This window comes from Vibrio sp. YT-19(2023) (assembly GCF_033337395.1).
Genome location: NZ_JAWOQN010000024.1, coordinates 1 through 17,271, shown reverse-complemented (window position 1 = coordinate 17,271; position 17,271 = coordinate 1). Strand labels below are relative to the sequence as shown.

Genomic DNA, 17,271 nt, shown 5'->3' with positions numbered 1-17,271 from the left:
CTTTCGAGTTTGATTGCATATTTATTGGTCACTTTTATGTTTTTTACCATCAACGCCTATCCTTATGCCCTTACTTTTATTAATAGTATGACGACAAAAGAGTGCTTTTGCCTAAATTTTGAACGCTTGAACGTTTGCGTAAATAAATGTGATGAATATCTCTTTTTGTTGGCTATACTTGCGTCCCGTTTAAGCGGGAATTAGGGTTTAGTTGTTCAGGACCCTTACCCATACAAGCCGTCACATGGAGCAGGCCAAGCAACATGCTCGCCAGCAGTGAATGACCCCACGGACCGGACCAGCTACGTTCAATTGCTTGTATAAGGTAAAAATAAGATGTCGAACTATTCGTTCTGTCTACATTCTGGATCTAAAAGTGAGTTATCACTCGCTGCGTTGTCCCTTTCTTCTGCCAATTCCTTTGGCTCTTTTTTCTTTTTCAACGTTTAGTAGGTCCAGCTCATGAGTGTTCTATTTAGTCTATTTGGTATTGTTGCACTGCTAGGTTGTGCTTTCCTACTTTCTGAGGGTCGTTCTTCCATTAATTGGAAAACTGTATCTCGCGCCTTGATGCTACAAATGGGGTTTGCTGCTTTGGTGCTCTATTTCCCGTTGGGTCAAGCGGCGCTGGCGAGTTTAAGTAATGGGGTCGCGGGGCTACTCAGCTTTGCTGATGAAGGGATTAAATTCCTCTTTGGTGACCTCGCTTCTTCTGGCTTTATCTTCGCTATTCGTGTCCTTCCTATCATCATCTTCTTCAGTGCTCTTATCTCCGCCCTTTACTATTTGGGCATTATGCAAAAAGTGATTCAATTTATTGGCGGCGCTATCCAGAAGTTCTTGGGTACGAGTAAAGCAGAGTCTTTGGTTGCAACAGGGAACATCTTCTTATCTCAAGGCGAGTCACCACTTCTTATTCGTCCATTTCTTTCTAACATGACTCGCTCTGAACTGTTTGCCGTGATGGCTGGTGGTATGGCTTCAGTGGCGGGCAGTGTGCTTGGTGGTTATGCTGGTTTGGGTGTCGACCTCAAATACTTGATCGCGGCAAGCTTTATGGCAGCGCCAGGTAGTTTGATGATGGCAAAAATTATCGTTCCTGAGCGTCAAACGCCAAGCGATTACAACAATATTGAGCTAGATAAATCAGAAGAAAGCAACGTAATTGATGCGCTAGCAAGCGGTGCTATGGGCGGTATGAAAGTTGCTGTTGCTGTTGGTACCATGCTTATCGCTTTCGTGAGTGTTATCGCGATGGTGAACACGGGGCTAGAAAACTTGGGTGAGATACTTGGTTTCTCTGGCGTAACGCTACAAGCGATTTTTGGTTATTTGTTTGCACCTCTCGCATGGTTGATTGGTGTGCCAAGCCACGAAATCCTAGCTGCGGGTTCATACATTGGTCAGAAAGTGGTGATGAATGAGTTTGTTGCGTTTATCGATTTTGTGCAGCACAAAGCGACACTGTCTGAGCATACTCAAATTATTATCACTTTTGCGTTGTGTGGTTTTGCGAACATTGGCTCAATTGCGATTCAGTTGGGTTCTATCGGCGTGATGGCACCTGAGCGCCGCAAAGATGTTGCAAGTCTAGGCCTAAAAGCGGTTGCTGCTGGTACACTCGCTAACCTGATGAGTGCGTGCTTAGCGGGCATTTTTATCTCTCTCTAATTTAGATTGAAGATACACACTAAAAACCCGCCTAAATGGCGGGTTTTGTTATTTCTAAGGCTTGGGCATTAAGCCGTAAGGTATCGATTTAAAAGCCTCTGGGTGCTCTTGATAAGTTGGCGCTTTATGTACCCCTTTCCAATCGAGCAGCATGATGGCTAGCACGTTACGGTGTTCGCCGTACTTGAGATCAAAGTTACCGTCGACCGACGGAATCATCCCTTTTTCTGCGTTGATTGCATGACGAATGGCTTGGCGGGTCTTCTTTACGACCGGATCATGGTCCAAGCCTGCTAACAAAAACGAAATGCCGACTTCCGCAATCACGTCTTCTTTGGCGCGCAGTAGGATAGTGTCGATGTTGTTGCGAAAGTAATCATAAATCCATTGGTGTTTCTTCTCGCTTACTCGCTCCTGATAATACTGTGAATCGGCAAAGATGATGTGCGTCATACCATAGAGTTTGTTCCAATACTGCTGAGCTGAAAGCATCTTATCTTTATCGTCGGGGTAGGTGTTCCGGAAGGTTTGAGTGAATTCCTCGACCACATCTTGCTCTCCTAGCTGACGAAGCCAGTAGACTTGGTTTGCAAGCTGAGCTGCCCATGCCTCTATCATCTCTTTGTCCGTAACGTAACGCGAGAAATCGTAGCGCCTAATAATTTTTCTCAGCGTTTTGTCTTGTTTATGTTGTAGGCCATATTCGTTTGCTCTTGCCATTGCGCCAAGCAAATCCACACCAAGATAAAGGTACTCAGGATGGTGTTTAGTCACGGTATAGCGTCGCTGCCCTCGTTCGGTTTCTTTCTCTTGATACGTGGTCAACCTTTGAGATGAATAGAGAATGATGTCTTCTGGTTCAACGACTTCATTAGCAAATTGGTTTAACCGGCTGGCTACTTGTGCCATGTCGGTCCAAATGGCAGCGTGATATTTCTCATCTAATGTTTGGCGGTACATGCGTAAGCCAAAATGGCCCTCTTTAAACGCCGGGAAAGTGAACAGTTCTTGTTCGTAGGTACTACGAATCAACTGCGCTGATTGAGTATTATCGAGAAGCGGTACGTCTTCCTGTGATGCCTGAGCAGCAAAGGTAAGTGAGCAAGAGAGTAAGACCGCTAAGCTAAGAGGTTTAATACGCATAAATCCATTCCCTATGAAGTCCTGAACCTAAACCTACCATCAATATTAATTGAGAATGTAAAAGCTGAGTCAATAGTTGAAAATTTGCCTAAAAGTCAGGTTGATACGTTCATCTTTGGTTTTCGCGGTTTTTGGTACGCAGTGCTTCCAGTGATGCTGGAGCTCGCCAGCCATAATCAGTAAGGAGCCGTGAGAAAGCTCATATTCAATCTCAGTTTTACAATGTAAATTTCTAAGCAAAAATCGACGTGTTTCACCTAAGTTCAAAGATGCGATAACAGGGTTTCTACCTAACTCTGGTTCATTATCTTGGTGCCAGCCCATTGAGTCTTGCCCGTGTCGATATAAGTTAGCGAGAACAGAATTAAAAGTGACATCAGCAACTGATTCACAACGCACTTTGAGCTGAGTTAACTCAGGAGTCCAAGGGTGAGGCTGCATGGTTAAGCCTGAGTAAGTATATGCTGCATCACCGTGCCACGCTTGTAAGCGAGGTTGAAGTACTGACTTGCCGAACATAGTAATGTGTTCTTGGTGCCATGGCAGTGTCTTTCGAAGTTGGTCAAAGTAATTATCCGCCTCAAGATGGTTAAGAAAATGAGGATCATAATAAAGTTCTCCTCTTTCTACTTCTTGCCATAGATCGCCGCCAAATAAATCGCCTTGTTGATGCATCATCTCACACCTAAAACATAAAAGTTGTCAATCACTGTTACCTTTCTGATTATGATTGGTTATTCTTGTGATAATAAGAATTTTTAACAATAAATAAAAAATCTCGTAGTTGTATACGAGTTGTGGGGAGAAAATGCGTTATTTACCCAGAAAACGATGCTATTTTGCATTGTTCTTCCTCACCTTCTTCGCTTTGTGTATTGGGGTTATCGAGCTGTTAAATCGAAACCAGCAAGAGCTTCACAAAGAGCGAGTTCAAGTTGAGGCCAAAGAACAACTTTCCATTCTCCGTTCCAATTTGGAAGCGGTACTTATGGCGGATATCTACAAAGCCAGTACTTTAGCGACACTCATTACGTTACTTCCTAAAAATCAAGAAGAAGAATTGAGCATCGCCGCTCACCGAATCCTAAATAAAAGTAAACATATTACAATCATCGGTATCGCGAAAAATGATGTAATTAGTCATGTATTTCCACGCCAAGGTAATGAGCGCCTAATCGGCCTTGATTACCGCGCAGTGCCACAGCAGTGGGTACAGGTGCAAAAAGCCAAGGATGTACAAGAAATTTTCATCGCAGGGCCAGTGACTTTGATTCAAGGTGGCCGAGGTTTGATCGTGCGTGTGCCTGTTTTTCTTGATCCTCCAATGAATCAGGACTACTGGGGAGTGATCAGTGCGGTGATTGATTTCGATGCTCTGATGAGAGAAACCGGCGTAATTGATTTCTCGTATCGCTACCCTTTAATGATCCGTGGTTACGATAGCGGTGGCTCATTTGGTGATGCTTTCTTTGGCGCGCAAAGTGTAAATAGCATGGCATATGCAAAAGAGATGGTTCATTTTCCTTATGGTGGGTGGAGTATGGTGGTTTTCTCTGGAGGCAAAGCTGATCGCCAAATCTCTTGGCATCAGTTGCATTTAGCTAGAGTAATCGGCTATCCCATTATATTCGCACTTAGCCTCGCGCTGTTCGCCATTTATCGACTGTATACCATTGCAGATGACAGAGCTTTACACGATGAACTCACGCATTTACCAAACCGTCGCTATTTTATGAAGTTTTACAAGCAGCAGTTTGAAATAGCGAAACGTTATAAAAAGCGTTATAGCTTCGCCTTAATTAATATTGACCTAGATAGGTTTAAACACATTAACGACACCTATGGTCACGACGCAGGTGACAAAGTTTTAATCGCTACGGCTGAAAGGGTAAAAAGCTCTCTGCGTAAATCAGACATCGTAGCCAGAATGGGCGGTGATGAGTTTTTAGTTGTAGTTCATCACCCAGGAACGGAAGAAAATGTTCAGTCCCTTCTACAAAAACTTCGATTAGCGCTATGCTCGACGCCCGTCATTTACGATGAAACGCTTATCTATTTGAAAGCCAGTATTGGGTACGCGATATTTGACCCGAAAATGTCATCTTCTGAGCAAATGATGAAACTAGCCGATGAGAGAATGTATCAACAAAAGCATGGCGGATGAGCCTGAACCCAGTTTCAATAAGGGGTTAGAAGAATGGTAAAGTTGGGAGCCCGAAATCTCATCATCATTTGGGTACAAGAATATGTGACTTCATATGTTCACAGACACTTTGCTGAGAGAGTCGTTATTAGAAGTGCATTAAGTGGCATATTTGCATAATGTTGCATTTTGCAAATGCAGTTTGCGAAATTAATGGTTAATAAAGCAACGATATGCATCTGGATCTACTAAAAAACGGCTTTTTTAAAGTTGGCACGCATCGTGCTTTATTTAGAGTGACCCTTATTAAGCCGAGGGTCACCTAGCCAACTGACGTTGTTAGTGAATACAAATTGTTCACAAGTATATACCGCCAATCACGTATATTGTGATTGGCGTTTTTTCTTTCTAAAGACCGATGATATTCACGTCGTTGCCCGTCTCATCAGCTTCTCCGCACTTGCTGTAACAACTAGGTTGTCTTGGACAAACCGCCCCTCTGGAGCAGATCAACCTTGCTTGGGTTTGAATCCCGCGCTCTATCCAGTTGATGTTTAATATCTTAGCGATAGTCGTTAAGTCTTTTTTGATGTGGGGAGGAATAACACTACTTCCGCCGGAAGCGACACAAAGGGACTTAAGTTCTTCCGCTATGGAAACGGCATCGCCACCTTGTGCAGAAATGGCAGGGTTAAGATCAATACCGGCACATAGCACGCGATTATTCCCCGCAGGATCAAATACGTTGACCGATTCGCAGCAGTAGATACGTGGCTCGTCGCCAACATTTAAAATCGAAATTTGCGCTGAACTGGTATCCAAAGGCTGGGAAAGGCGTCGTAATACGGCCCAGTGCTGGCAAGGGTCGTTCACTTTGCGCATGTTGCCCCAAGGCAATGGAATACCATTTCCGCGATACACGGCTTTTAACTTGCCAGGGCCATAGGCATCAAAATAGTGCCAATGAGGGTAAGGCGAGACCACCGTCATGCGACGCATTGCAACGGAAGGAGAAACCCCCGCCTTTTTGTGAACATCAATCTCGTAACCAGAACGGTCAAGCAACTGACGAAAGGGTACTTTGGGGCAGAGTAGGGCACCGGCAAAGAAGCTGGACTCAAAATCACGCCAAGCTTGCAGGATATCTTGCGAATTGAGTTCAGAGTTCGACACAGGGCTGTCCATTTGCTCCCAATTGTTTTGATGCCCGATAGATAAAACGTTATTCATTGCATCGCTGCTATGGAGCACTCGATGGCCGATATATACCGCCAAGTCATACTTCAATCGGGTTGGATAGTCACGCATTCGTTTATTGAGATAAATAGTCCCAGGTGGCTCCATGAAAGACGTAATCAACTGTTTGGCGCTGACGCCCAGTTCATCAATCACATCTTGTGGCGCTCGGTCTACCCAGCGAATATCCAACCCCATGCTTTTTGCAATGTCGATCAGATCTTCCACTGACAGATTAAGTCGCTTTAAGCCCACTTCTTCCGCTGCCCGTTCTAAGTCTGGGAAATGGTTTTGGTGGTTCTCTTGGTGTGCGCGGATCAGTAAGTGGGCGAATTGACGCCCTGTGATACCTGTTTGGGAGAGCATTTCTGGTATCGCGATTTGAAGAATATCATTGGAGAACAGGAAGCTCGGCTCCAGCGCCATGCCACTAATCCCACCACGATTCCCTTTGTTGGGTGTGATGGCTTCTAATTCGGGTTCATCATCTAAAAACCACGCCGGATCTTTTTGAAAAACTTCCGCGATCACTTCGAGCATATCGATACTCGGTACGCGTTTTCCGCGCTCAATCATCGAAAGGTAAGAAACCGAAGGAGCGTACTCTGGATTAATTCTTACACAACGGGCAGATAAATCCTCCATCGTTAAATGGTTGTTTTTTCTTAGATTACGAATTTTCGTACCAAGAAAATGAGACTGACGAATAAGGCTTTTTGACACAGACATTTTGTAAAATTCACATTGTAAAATTTTTGTTGTGAAATTGTAGTCAATATTTCGCTAGTCTACATAATGAGCAGGCAAGGAAATTAACCATCCACTTCACAGAATTGCCTGAAACTTAAATAAAGGATTTAAGTTTTTACTCTAGGACGAGTTTTTAAGTGCGAGGATATGACGATGAATATGCTGAACTTCGATAAAAAAGAGATGCAACAACAACAACGCCCATTTATCGCTGAAGCCGTATTTGCCGTCGAAGCGGTAAGTGCCGAGCAGCAGAGTGAGAAACAAGTAAAAGCGAAGCAACTGCTTGACCGCATGTTCCCATTGGAGAACGGGTCGCACCAAGACGTATCAAGTTACGTAATTGATTATCGCCATGTATTGGCTTACTTCAAAGACGGTACGCATAGCGGCCTGAAAAGCCCGAAACATTTTGTGGCGTACACTGGTGAAAAGGAAGATCCAAAGTCGATTTTGTTTAAAGATGATTCGGGCAATCATGTAGAAGTGCTGTTTGGCTGTCACAAAGGCACTGGTTGCGTGGAATTAGTGGACATTGACGATATTCAATTGGAAACTCGCACGACGTTTCATCCTGAACTAACTGGCAATGCACCAACCGCGATGCGCCATTGGATAAGCCTAATCAAAGGCGACAAAAAAGGTAAGCCGATGGCATGCAGTGAAGATAAAGAATATACCGCAAAAAATGGTGACGACTACATTCTAAGTTACTGTTACAGCGTCGATTAAGATACTCATGATTGGATACAAAAACCCCGCACTTTACAGCGCGGGGTTTTCTTTTTTATCATAAAAGTCGTTTTCGCTTAGCCAGTTTATTTAAATTGGCATCACGCGGTTACGACCGAGTTGTTTTGCTTCATAAAGCTGTTTATCGGCTTTATTGATTAAGGCTTCAGGCGTATCACCAGGCTCAAACTCTGCCACCCCAAAAGAAGCGGTAATGCTGTGAACTTGTGTGCCTGAGCGCTTATCTCTGATACGCAGTTTTTCTATCATCCGGCGTAGTGTGTCTGCATATTGGCGAGCAATTCGCAGAGATTTGTTAGGTACAATTAACGCGAATTCTTCACCACCAAAACGGTACGCACATATCCCATCTCGACAGCTTTGTTGTAGCCGGCGGGCAATGGCTTTTAATACTGTATCGCCAAAAAGGTGCCCGTAATTGTCGTTAAATGATTTGAAATGATCGATATCAAGCATGATCAAGGTCATTGCCTGATTTGATGCAATAAGTGAAGAGAGATCTTTGTCAAATGCTCGGCGGTTGTATAGGTTTGACAAACCATCGAACAACGCATCTTGCTGTACTTCAGCCAGTTGGTTTTTGAGGCGAGAAATTTCTTCACTCGCGTTAGTCAATTGGCTATTCAAAAACTTTGTTGAGTGACGAATTTCATGTGACTCTGCGACAAGTTGACGAATCACCACCATCACTTCTTCAATGCTTAGGCTATTGTCCTCAACTTTTTCCAGTTTATTAAAGCTTTTGTCTACCATCTCGGAAAAGGAGGAAGTATCTGAAATCGTATCGCTCATTGAACTGGATACTTCGTGTAGCAGAACTTCTACATTGGTTCTAAGATCTTCAAGGCTGGTTTCTGCTTTGCTGGCCACATAGTTGTTGTAAAGCTGTTTATTGGTTGCTGGCGGGCAAATACCGTAGTTTTCTAACACCATGTCTAACTCAAAGTTGAGTTCTGGAATGGTCTTGTCAACGTAGGTATACCAAAGCGCGTAGTTGGCTGGCGTGGCAGCAACATGGTTTTTGATCATCAGTGGGATCGCTTTTTTTAAATTAGCGGTTGATTTCTTAAACTCGTCGGTCATTTCTGCGATGGTACTAGCAAAATGGGATTGGGCTTAGATTAACGGATATTAACTAATGTCGCTTTAATTTTTATCACTTTTGCATGGTTTATATAGAAAATGAGTGATTAAGATCGTGATCAATACCGTTGGATTCAAATTTTATAAAATATCAGTATGAAACATGTACAGGAATTTGGTGGTATTGCGTGTTTTGAGATATCCAGCAAATGGATTCCGTGTGAACGTTAGTAACCTAATGATCGTCAAACTCTCGTTTTCGTATAAAAGCAAGTAAATCAAAATGCTTAACGTCAGGGTCTCCGTGAAAAGAACTCGTAGACGAAGAATTAACATCTGAGGGTGCGAATTGAAAAAGAAAATAGGACTTTATTGGTTCACGAACGACTTGCGATTGCACGACAACCCACTGTTGAAAAGCGCCAGTGTAGAAATGGACGAGTTAATTTGCTTGTATTGCTACCCTTCAATGACGCCTTACTTGCATCACTTTGCGCAGGAAGCCTCTTTCGGGCGTGCGAAATTGCAGTTTCTCGACTTATCGCTTAGTGAACTCAATCAATCTTTGAATCACCTTGGTCAGCGATTATGGGCGGTTGAACTGACGCCCGATCAAGCAATCAAGTATGCTGTTAATCGCTTCGGCGTCACACACATATATGCTGACGCCTTTCCCGGTTCGGATGAGCAACAAGCGTTAGATCGCGTAGCTGAAGGCGCTTCTCATGTAAAAACAAAACAGCAAACAATCCGGACCCTGTTAAGGGAAGAACAACTACCATTTGACTTGAGCAATCTGCCTACCACTTTCACGCAGTTTAGAAAGCAAGTTGAAGGTTCAGACATCTCTCGGCCCCACGAGAGTGTCCGTTCGTTACCTCCAATTCCCTTAGGTGTGAATCTTCCTTCCGTTACTGCATATTACTTTGACACAAAAGCTGCGTTTCATGGTGGAGAAAGCCGCGGGCTTGAACATTGTCGCCAGTATTTTGCTTCCACACTAGCCAGTGAATACAAACAAACACGCAATGGTTTAGATGGCATGAATTACTCCACCAAGTTCTCTCCTTGGCTAGCTCATGGGTGCGTTTCTCCGAAAACTATTTATGCCATGTTGAAACGTTATGAAGCGGAGAATGGTGCAAATGATTCAACCTACTGGATTTACTTCGAACTGCTTTGGCGTGAATACTTTTATTGGTATGCCCGTCGACACAAGCGACAGCTCTTCCGATTCGGTGGCATCCAAAATCGAGCACCACTCACCAGCTTTTACGCGCACCGTTTTCAACAATGGAAGAAAGGTGAAACGCCATTTCCTATCGTCAATGCGTGTATGCACCAACTTAATGAAACGGGTTATATGTCGAATCGTGGCAGACAGTTAGTTGCCAGTTGTTTGGTGCATGAACTTGGCCTCGATTGGCGTTATGGCGCGGCGTACTTTGAGTCACAACTGGTTGATTACGATGTGGCATCAAACTGGGGAAATTGGCAATACCTAGCGGGCGTTGGTGCTGATCCGCGTGGTTCACGACAATTCAACCTCGAAAAGCAAACCGAAATGTACGATCCGCACATGGAGTTCATCGATAGGTGGCAAGGTCGTTGTCCTGGCGCGCATTTGGATAGTGTAGACATGGTCGATTGGCCGATTGTGATGGGCAGCAGTGACAAAGCTTCGTCATCGGAGAAACCGTAATGCAATTTGAAACCGTACGATTGATCTTGGGCGATCAACTTAACAGTGAGCACTCTTGGTTTCAGCAACCGGATGAGCAAGTGCTTTACCTGATTGCGGAGCTCAAGCAAGAGAATACTTACGTCACGCATCATATTCAGAAAGTGTGTGCGTTCTTTTCTGCAATGGAACAGTTTGCAAAAGAGCGTCAGAGTGAAGGTCACCAAGTTCTGCACCTCACATTGGATGACACACAATCCTTCGACGATCTTGAGCAAGTCTTGCAACACTACGCGAGTGAAGTTGGTGCAAGTAAGTTTGAATATCAACGCCCGGATGAATACCGTCTGCTAGAGCAGTTAGCCAAATTAAAGCTTGATGGGGTCGTGACGCGTTGTGTCGATTCGGAACACTTTTTGTTACCGTTTGAGGAAATAGAATCGCAGTTTCCTCAAGGCAAACACATCATGATGGAGCACTTTTACCGCCGTATGCGCAAGCGCTTCGACATCTTGATGCAAGACGGAAAGCCTGTCGGCGGAAAATGGAATTACGATGCCAATAATCGTAACAAGCTCAAAGCCAAAGACATTGAACAACTTCCACAACCTTTGATGTTCAGTACCGACGTCCACGGCATTATTGAGCGGTTGGCAGAACATGACATCAAAACCATCGGAAACCTCGAAGGAGACTTGTTGTGGCCGATCAATCGCGCGCAAAGCCTGTCTTTACTCGCGCATTTCTGCCAAGTTTGTCTGCCGTTATTCGGACGTTTTCAAGATGCCATGACAGGCCAGCACGATGCTAAGTGGAGCTTGTATCACAGCCGAATTTCATTCTCGCTTAACAGCAAATTGCTGCACCCGAGAGAAGTCATTGATGCTTCACTCAAGGCATTTCATTCCAACGCAGATATCGACATTTCTCAAGTCGAAGGGTTTATTCGCCAAATCTTAGGATGGCGAGAATACATCCGAGGCGTCTATTGGACAAACATGCCTCATTACCCGAAAAAGAACGAGTTGGGCGCAGAAAGGAAGCTGCCAGACTTCTTTTGGAATGGCGAAACCAAAATGGCCTGTATGCGCAATGCGATTGGTCAATCCCTCGATTATGCCTACGCACACCATATCCAACGTTTGATGGTCACAGGTAACTTTTGTTTGCTAACCGAGATAGATCCAGACCAAGTGGATGAGTGGTATCTCGGTATCTATGTTGATGCGATTGAATGGGTCGAAATGCCGAACACTCGTGGCATGGCATTGTTTGCGGATGGCGGCATTGTTGGCACCAAACCTTACGCGGCGAGTGGTTCTTACATCAACAAAATGAGCGACTACTGTAAGGGTTGCCATTACGACAATAAGGCGAGGAGTGGGGAAGGATCGTGTCCGTTTAACAGCCTTTATTGGCGCTTTATGAACAAACACGACAAGCGCCTCGCAGCCAATCCACGAATCGGGATGATTTTCCGCTCTTGGGACAACATGGAAGAACAACAACGCCAAGCGATTCTTGATACCGCAGAGCACTACATAGAAAACGTGGAGAACTTGTGATGGAAATACTCATCGTCGGTGGCAATGGTGGAATTGGTTTGGCGATGGTGAGAGAAGCCGCAGCTCGGTTTCCTCAAGCTCGCGTGCATGCCACTTATCGTAAGCAGCAACCAGATTGGCAACACCCAAATGTCGTTTGGCATCAAGTGGATGTATCGCAAGACGAGCAGGTAAAAGCGTTCAGTGAGCAGATTGAACACGTCGATTGGTTGGTGAACTGTGTTGGTATGTTGCACACCCAAGAGAAAGGTCCTGAGAAGAATCTTAGCTCGCTCGACGCAGACTTCTTTCAGCAAACCATCACGGTTAATACTTTGCCAAGTTTACTGTTGGCAAAATACTTCACGCCCAAGCTAAAGCGCAGTACTGCACCCAAGTTTGCGACCATTTCGGCCAAAGTTGGCAGCATTAGCGATAATCAGTTAGGTGGTTGGTACAGCTATCGAGCATCGAAAGCCGCATTAAACATGTTCCTAAAAACCATGTCGATCGAATGGCAAAGAGTGGTCAAACATGGCACGGTGCTTTCACTTCACCCTGGCACCACAGATACCGCTTTGTCGGCACCTTTTCAAACCAATGTCCCAGAGGGAAAGTTGTTCACGCCAGAGCGAGTTGCTAAGGATTTATTAGGCTTGATAGAAAAAGCAACCCCGCAAGATAGCGGGGCGTTTTGGGCTTATGATGGGACGTTATTACCTTGGTAAGAGAACGCGTACAAACGTTAATACAAATGAAATAACATACTCCAGAGAGGGTCGGAGTGACCTACGTTTTCGTTGATTTATTTCTTCGGCAACGCTCAGAACAATAAACGATTTCCTCCCAATTTCGCGCCCACTTCTTTCTCCAAGAAAATGGGCGCTGACAGACCGGACAGACTTTCATGGGAAGGTTGGATTTAAAACCTTTCATCGCGCTGAATGTTCACTCCTAATTTGGTTAAAACTACTTATCAAATAGGTACAGGTAATCGCCGTAGCCTAAACTCGCCATCTTGTTCACAGGTACAAATTTCATCGCAGCAGAGTTCATACAATAGCGTAATCCCGTCGGCTTCGGACCATCTTTAAACACATGACCTAGGTGTGAATCACCAAACTTACTGCGGATCTCCGTTCTAGGGTAGAGCAGTTTATAATCGGTTTTCTCCACGATGTAACCCGGGTTAATTGGTCGAGTAAAGCTTGGCCAACCTGTGCCAGATTTGTATTTATCAGTAGAAGAAAATAGCGGTTCACCGGTCACAATATCCACATAAATTCCCGCTTCTTTGTTGTCCCAGTATTCATTATCAAACGGACGCTCCGTGCCTTCTTCTTGCGTCACGTAATACTGTAGCTCTGTTAAGTTTGATTTGATTTCAGACTGAGCAGGTTTACTGTACGCTTTCACTTTCGAAAGCAGCTTTTTTTCTTCAATCAACTGTCGAAGTGTTTTAGGACTTTCTTTTCGATCTTCACCAAATACTTCGTCGAGATATTTATCGCGACCTGATGCGTAGCGGTAGTATTTGTACTTCAAGCTACTCTTCTTGTAGTAATCCTGATGGTACGACTCCGCAGGGTAAAACTTTTCAAACTCGATCAGCTCTGTTTTCAACGGTTTTGGATAGATCATCGCCTTGTCGATTTCCATCATAAACTGCTTAGCAATCTGTTTTTGCTCCGCATTATGGTAGAAGATCGCTGGACGGTATTGAGGGCCACGGTCAACAAATGAACCTTTATCGTCGGTAGGGTCGATATGACGGAAGAAGTAGTCCAGCACTTGCTCGTAGTTCACGACAGCAGGATCGTACTTCACCTCAATCACTTCAATATGACCAGATTTACCAGAAGAGACTTGGCGGTAAGTCGGGTTTTCAATATGACCACCTGAATAACCTGATACAACATCGATTACGCCGGGCAGTTGCTCTAAATCCGATTCTGTACACCAGAAACAACCGCCAGCTAGCGTTGCGATTCTTGTATTCTCTGAAGCCTTCAGCTTATCCATCGTATCGGCGGTACCTGTTGTACTCAATAGTAGAAACAAGACTGGAAGTGCGAAGGAGAAACCGGCCAATAACTTAGACATATTCTTCATAGCTACCTCATCGTTATTTTTGTAGAAAGTGTTACTTAAATAAAAAGTGTTACGTATAGAGAAAGGTAACCGAGCGAAAAAATTACGGTAATGTTGAAAATTCCGTTGCCCTTTTATGCGATAGAGCTAAAGTATCGACAAGAAACACACCGCTAGTAAGGGCAACGATGCCTTGAATAAGCGATGCTAAATGAGGTAAATCATGCAAGCTGAAGTTAAATGGATAGAAGATTTTAAATTCCTTGGGCAATCTCAGTCGGGCCACTCCGTAGTGATGGATGGCAATGGTGGTGCAACCGCACCAAGCCCAATGGAAGATGGCAGGGTGTCCGAAATTTAACGATTAATTAACTTTCTGTAATTGAACAGTCTCTTTACTGGATGAGAGCCACTCCAAAGAATGGCTCAACCGAAGCATCAAGGTCCTTTATTTAGCTGCTTGTACCATATAAACGAGCACCCATGTCTTTCTTGCCAGTAGGTCTATCCTCTTTATTGGAAAAACCCAAGCAATGGAAAGTAACTTTGTTGCTAAGAGCTTGTAGCTTAGGAAGTGATTTGATATTGATGCATAGACAGATAACATGGATCTGTTTGTTGTAGTTACTTGGAAATCTTCCCACTATGTCTTCAATTGTCGCACCAGTATCAATTACTGAGTCGATGATAATAAGGTCTTTATCCATAGAAACTAAGTCGATAGCACTACATCCCTGATGGTATGTAGAGTATTGTCCATCGAAGTTATGGACAAAACCATTTGCAATGAAGTTACCAGAGCGATCCATTGAAATGACTTGGTAGCTATCTTTACTGATATCGATCTTTGTGTGGAAAGAGTGTTCTATTAACCGACCAATATCAAGGTGACGTTCTCTCAGGCATGATGGTTTCAGACCGAAATCAAACTGATCTTTGTACTTATCTCTTAACTCCTCATTTTGAGGCAATAAATAGTGGTTTAAAAATGTAATGTCAGAGAAACGCTTACTTGCAAACTCCCCGTTATTATCAGTAGCATTTAAAAAACCAAAATCAAGTTTGTTCTTTAAGCAATAATCTTCTGCTGCTTGAAACTCAATTTCAGATAATTCTTTAAGTTTATTTATTTTTTTTACATTTCGACAACGTGTTTGATTTATATTGTCATTCGTAATGTTTTTGTTGATTTGAAAGGATGAGGCATTAAGAAAAATCAATCCATCACTAACTGAACGGTTTTCAGTAGCCATAGCTTTAATTCTTATTCCTTTTTCAATGTTATCCACAAACATATGTCCATCAAAAAATGAAAATATGTTTATTTCTTTATCATAATATAATTGATAGTGAAATCTATTAATGATTTCTTCACGTTGCTGTGTAGAGAGGGTGTTTATTTCTTTGATGGATGTATTTTCTTGTTCTAAGAAAGAAATTAAACGAGATGATGTTTGGACTGCTACACCACCCTCGACACTATCAGCAAGAAGTTTTGTTGCTGTGGTTTTACCAGATCCCTCTAATCCAACTACGAAGTAAAGCTTGTTATTCATTTGTTATTGTTCTCGTTTAAATATTGTATTGATTTGTCAGCTATTCTTTCTAAGTTTCCTGAACTTTGTAATGCAACCTTAATATTTGATTCTCTGTTTATTGTTGCACATGAATAACAAGCTTCTTTAGGTTTATCATCAGATAGGTAGTTGATAACTTGCTCTGACGTAGTGCTTTCATCAATAAGAAAACCTTGATCATCCCAACCTTTTTTAGCTATTCGAGAGCAACTAAAAATACGGCTGCGCTCTAACGTAACATCGAACTTTCTATAAAAACATGTTTGCCAATGACGTGCGGTTTCTTCTTTGCTGTTAAAAACCTCTGAAAGAAGATCATCCCAAGCATCTTTGCGTCTAAAATCAACATTACCTTTAAAGTTATGGCCTTGAAGAAAATCAATCCATGCTGATTCGAAAGCATTTGTTTTGATATAGTCACTTATAACAATGCTATCCAAGACGTTAAGTAAGTCAGGAGATACACCTTTTGGATATAAACCATTTGTTACTAATTCAATTTCATTTGATATGTTCAGCGATTTTATCTTTATAATAGTAGAGTTTAGATCTTTAAACAGTGTTGCTTCGCCGCCAGCAATAACAATTTTATTTATTTTTATTCCGCACTTTTTTAAATTTACTAATGCAGATATATGTTCATCTACACCTGATTTATTGTAAGGAGATAATTGGTTAGGAACATTAAAACCACAACCAATGCAGTTTAGGTTGCATTGAGAGTTAACCGATATCTCTAACTCTCTAATTATTCCTTCGGAAAATACGTTTGCCACTTTTCTTACTCTGGATGTAGAGTTATTTGCCAAACTATTTGTTTGCTTTTCTTGTTTCAAGTTGCTTCCTTACAATGCGGTACTTATAGATGAAATTTTTTTGGTATTATTGGAATTATATATGAATGACTACGAATATGAATAGGTAAGCCTTCATTAGTTAGTTTTTAGTCGATTTCATGCCCACATCTGCTGCAAACGGTTAATCTACCCATTTTTCGAGGTTTTCCTATGTTCATGCACTTTCGGCAGATTGAGGCGCTACCAGCAGATTTGACCGACGTTGGTACGGAGGATAGTTTCTGGTTTCGATGAGCTTTCTCTCTGTAGGTTTTGGGTGCATGAAAATTTGAATACAAGCGTTCTAACTTATTAAGTCGCTCTTGTGTATCTCTTTCTTGTTGTAAGGCAGTTTCTCTGGCTCGATTTCTTTCTTGCTGTTCGATTTGGTGTCTAAGCTTTTCATCATTAATTTGTTCGATTACCTGCATTCTCAATTGTTCAGTATCTACGAAGTACGTTTTTTTAGTAGCCTCATCAAAACTAAGCATAGAGAAGTCCACGATTTCTGAAACCCACTTGTGAGCGATGGTCAATTCTTTGGTCATGTAAGGTTGTCGGTAGTAGCATTTCACGGCCAGTTTACCGTTAAGCTCGGATTCATGGTTTGCCTCATTGTCCAAAACGAATACGTTAGCTTTATTGGCATAGGCTATGTCGAGAGTTGTGAATTTTTCAGAGTCAAAGGGCTTTGTTGCGTAATTCAGACGAGAAACCAAACCTCCTAAAGTTGACCGACTTTTATACAATATACTGAGTTTCA

Annotated in this window: 14 protein-coding genes and 2 pseudogenes; 7 read left to right on the top strand and 9 right to left on the bottom strand. The window is 42.9% G+C overall.

All coding sequences use genetic code 11. From position 1 onward, the window contains the following. Positions 1–462: 462 nt before the first annotated feature. Positions 463–1,671: a NupC/NupG family nucleoside CNT transporter gene (locus R7E78_RS17100; RefSeq protein ID WP_017635515.1), complete on the top strand. Its 1,209-nt coding sequence runs from the start codon at positions 463–465 to the stop codon at positions 1,669–1,671. A 54-nt stretch (positions 1,672–1,725) separates the two neighbouring features. On the opposite strand, the gene R7E78_RS17095 is transcribed toward R7E78_RS17100, so the two are convergent. Next, the gene (locus R7E78_RS17095) at positions 1,726–2,814 is read right to left on the bottom strand and encodes a DUF3541 domain-containing protein (RefSeq protein ID WP_182015788.1); all 1,089 of its coding nucleotides are present in this window, start codon (positions 2,812–2,814) and stop codon (positions 1,726–1,728) included. Between the two features lie 69 nt (positions 2,815–2,883). Further along, positions 2,884–3,489 (bottom strand): alpha-ketoglutarate-dependent dioxygenase AlkB family protein, encoded by a 606-nt coding sequence (locus tag R7E78_RS17090; RefSeq protein ID WP_182015931.1) that lies wholly within the window; start codon positions 3,487–3,489, stop codon positions 2,884–2,886. 133 nt (positions 3,490–3,622) lie between these two features. On the opposite strand from R7E78_RS17090, the gene R7E78_RS17085 reads away from it, so the two are divergent. Beyond that, positions 3,623–4,978, top strand: coding sequence for a diguanylate cyclase (locus tag R7E78_RS17085; protein ID WP_318058094.1), 1,356 nt, complete (start codon positions 3,623–3,625; stop codon positions 4,976–4,978). A 387-nt stretch (positions 4,979–5,365) separates the two neighbouring features. Here the strand turns inward: R7E78_RS17085 and R7E78_RS17080 are convergent, their stop codons facing one another. Continuing rightward, positions 5,366–6,922, bottom strand: a complete 1,557-nt coding sequence (locus tag R7E78_RS17080) for a DUF3612 domain-containing protein (protein WP_318058093.1) — start codon at positions 6,920–6,922, stop codon at positions 5,366–5,368. Between the two features lie 174 nt (positions 6,923–7,096). Between R7E78_RS17080 and R7E78_RS17075 the strand changes: the two genes are divergently transcribed. Further along, positions 7,097–7,675, top strand: coding sequence for a malate synthase (locus tag R7E78_RS17075; protein ID WP_005374156.1), 579 nt, complete (start codon positions 7,097–7,099; stop codon positions 7,673–7,675). 90 nt (positions 7,676–7,765) lie between these two features. Here the strand turns inward: R7E78_RS17075 and R7E78_RS17070 are convergent, their stop codons facing one another. Beyond that, on the bottom strand, positions 7,766–8,779 hold the full coding sequence (locus R7E78_RS17070) for a GGDEF domain-containing protein (protein WP_318058092.1): 1,014 nt from the start codon (positions 8,777–8,779) through the stop codon (positions 7,766–7,768). 349 nt (positions 8,780–9,128) lie between these two features. On the opposite strand from R7E78_RS17070, the gene R7E78_RS17065 reads away from it, so the two are divergent. From R7E78_RS17065 to R7E78_RS17055, 3 genes are read left to right on the top strand one after another with little or no spacing between them, the layout of a single operon-like run. After that, positions 9,129–10,481: a DASH family cryptochrome gene (locus R7E78_RS17065; RefSeq protein ID WP_213987155.1), complete on the top strand. Its 1,353-nt coding sequence runs from the start codon at positions 9,129–9,131 to the stop codon at positions 10,479–10,481. Beyond that, complete coding sequence (locus R7E78_RS17060; RefSeq protein ID WP_318058091.1) at positions 10,481–12,025, top strand: cryptochrome/photolyase family protein; 1,545 nt, start codon at positions 10,481–10,483, stop codon at positions 12,023–12,025. The genes R7E78_RS17065 and R7E78_RS17060 overlap by 1 nt, the downstream gene beginning before the upstream one ends. Beyond that, a complete protein-coding gene (locus R7E78_RS17055; protein ID WP_017819732.1) occupies positions 12,025–12,732 on the top strand; it encodes an SDR family oxidoreductase in 708 nt (235 codons plus the stop codon). The genes R7E78_RS17060 and R7E78_RS17055 overlap by 1 nt, the downstream gene beginning before the upstream one ends. A 61-nt stretch (positions 12,733–12,793) precedes the next feature. On the opposite strand, the gene R7E78_RS17050 is transcribed toward R7E78_RS17055, so the two are convergent. Next, positions 12,794–12,940 carry a DUF2256 domain-containing protein gene (locus R7E78_RS17050; RefSeq protein WP_005374142.1) on the bottom strand — a complete coding sequence of 49 codons (147 nt, stop codon included), beginning with the start codon at positions 12,938–12,940 and terminating at the stop codon, positions 12,794–12,796. A 33-nt stretch (positions 12,941–12,973) separates the two neighbouring features. After that, positions 12,974–14,116: a peptide-methionine (R)-S-oxide reductase MsrB gene (msrB, locus tag R7E78_RS17045; protein ID WP_258670558.1), complete on the bottom strand. Its 1,143-nt coding sequence runs from the start codon at positions 14,114–14,116 to the stop codon at positions 12,974–12,976. Between the two features lie 202 nt (positions 14,117–14,318). On the opposite strand from msrB, the pseudogene R7E78_RS17040 reads away from it, so the two are divergent. Continuing rightward, positions 14,319–14,432: pseudogene (locus R7E78_RS17040) on the top strand (osmotically inducible protein OsmC); the annotation flags it as partial. Between the two features lie 115 nt (positions 14,433–14,547). Here the strand turns inward: R7E78_RS17040 and R7E78_RS17035 are convergent. From R7E78_RS17035 to R7E78_RS17025, 3 genes and pseudogenes are all read right to left on the bottom strand, one after another. Then, positions 14,548–15,651 (bottom strand): phosphoribosyltransferase, encoded by a 1,104-nt coding sequence (locus tag R7E78_RS17035; RefSeq protein WP_033904269.1) that lies wholly within the window; start codon positions 15,649–15,651, stop codon positions 14,548–14,550. Next, complete coding sequence (locus R7E78_RS17030) at positions 15,648–16,508, bottom strand: radical SAM protein (protein WP_029809791.1); 861 nt, start codon at positions 16,506–16,508, stop codon at positions 15,648–15,650. Before R7E78_RS17030 ends, R7E78_RS17035 begins: the two co-directional genes overlap by 4 nt. A 107-nt stretch (positions 16,509–16,615) precedes the next feature. After that, positions 16,616–17,271 (bottom strand): annotated as a pseudogene (locus R7E78_RS17025) (hypothetical protein); the annotation flags it as partial.

Bases quoted from the DNA above. Each gene is read 5' to 3' on its own strand.
- R7E78_RS17100 (WP_017635515.1), top strand. From the start codon at position 463: ATGAGTGTTCTATTTAGTCTATTTGGTATTGTTGCACTGCTAGGTTGT.
- R7E78_RS17095 (WP_182015788.1), bottom strand. From the start codon at position 2,814: ATGCGTATTAAACCTCTTAGCTTAGCGGTCTTACTCTCTTGCTCACTT.
- R7E78_RS17090 (WP_182015931.1), bottom strand. From the start codon at position 3,489: ATGCATCAACAAGGCGATTTATTTGGCGGCGATCTATGGCAAGAAGTA.
- R7E78_RS17085 (WP_318058094.1), top strand. From the start codon at position 3,623: ATGCGTTATTTACCCAGAAAACGATGCTATTTTGCATTGTTCTTCCTC.
- R7E78_RS17080 (WP_318058093.1), bottom strand. From the start codon at position 6,922: ATGTCTGTGTCAAAAAGCCTTATTCGTCAGTCTCATTTTCTTGGTACG.
- R7E78_RS17075 (WP_005374156.1), top strand. From the start codon at position 7,097: ATGAATATGCTGAACTTCGATAAAAAAGAGATGCAACAACAACAACGC.
- R7E78_RS17070 (WP_318058092.1), bottom strand. From the start codon at position 8,779: ATGACCGACGAGTTTAAGAAATCAACCGCTAATTTAAAAAAAGCGATC.
- R7E78_RS17060 (WP_318058091.1), top strand. From the start codon at position 10,481: ATGCAATTTGAAACCGTACGATTGATCTTGGGCGATCAACTTAACAGT.
- R7E78_RS17055 (WP_017819732.1), top strand. From the start codon at position 12,025: ATGGAAATACTCATCGTCGGTGGCAATGGTGGAATTGGTTTGGCGATG.
- R7E78_RS17050 (WP_005374142.1), bottom strand. From the start codon at position 12,940: ATGAAAGGTTTTAAATCCAACCTTCCCATGAAAGTCTGTCCGGTCTGT.
- msrB (WP_258670558.1), bottom strand. From the start codon at position 14,116: ATGAAGAATATGTCTAAGTTATTGGCCGGTTTCTCCTTCGCACTTCCA.
- R7E78_RS17035 (WP_033904269.1), bottom strand. From the start codon at position 15,651: ATGAATAACAAGCTTTACTTCGTAGTTGGATTAGAGGGATCTGGTAAA.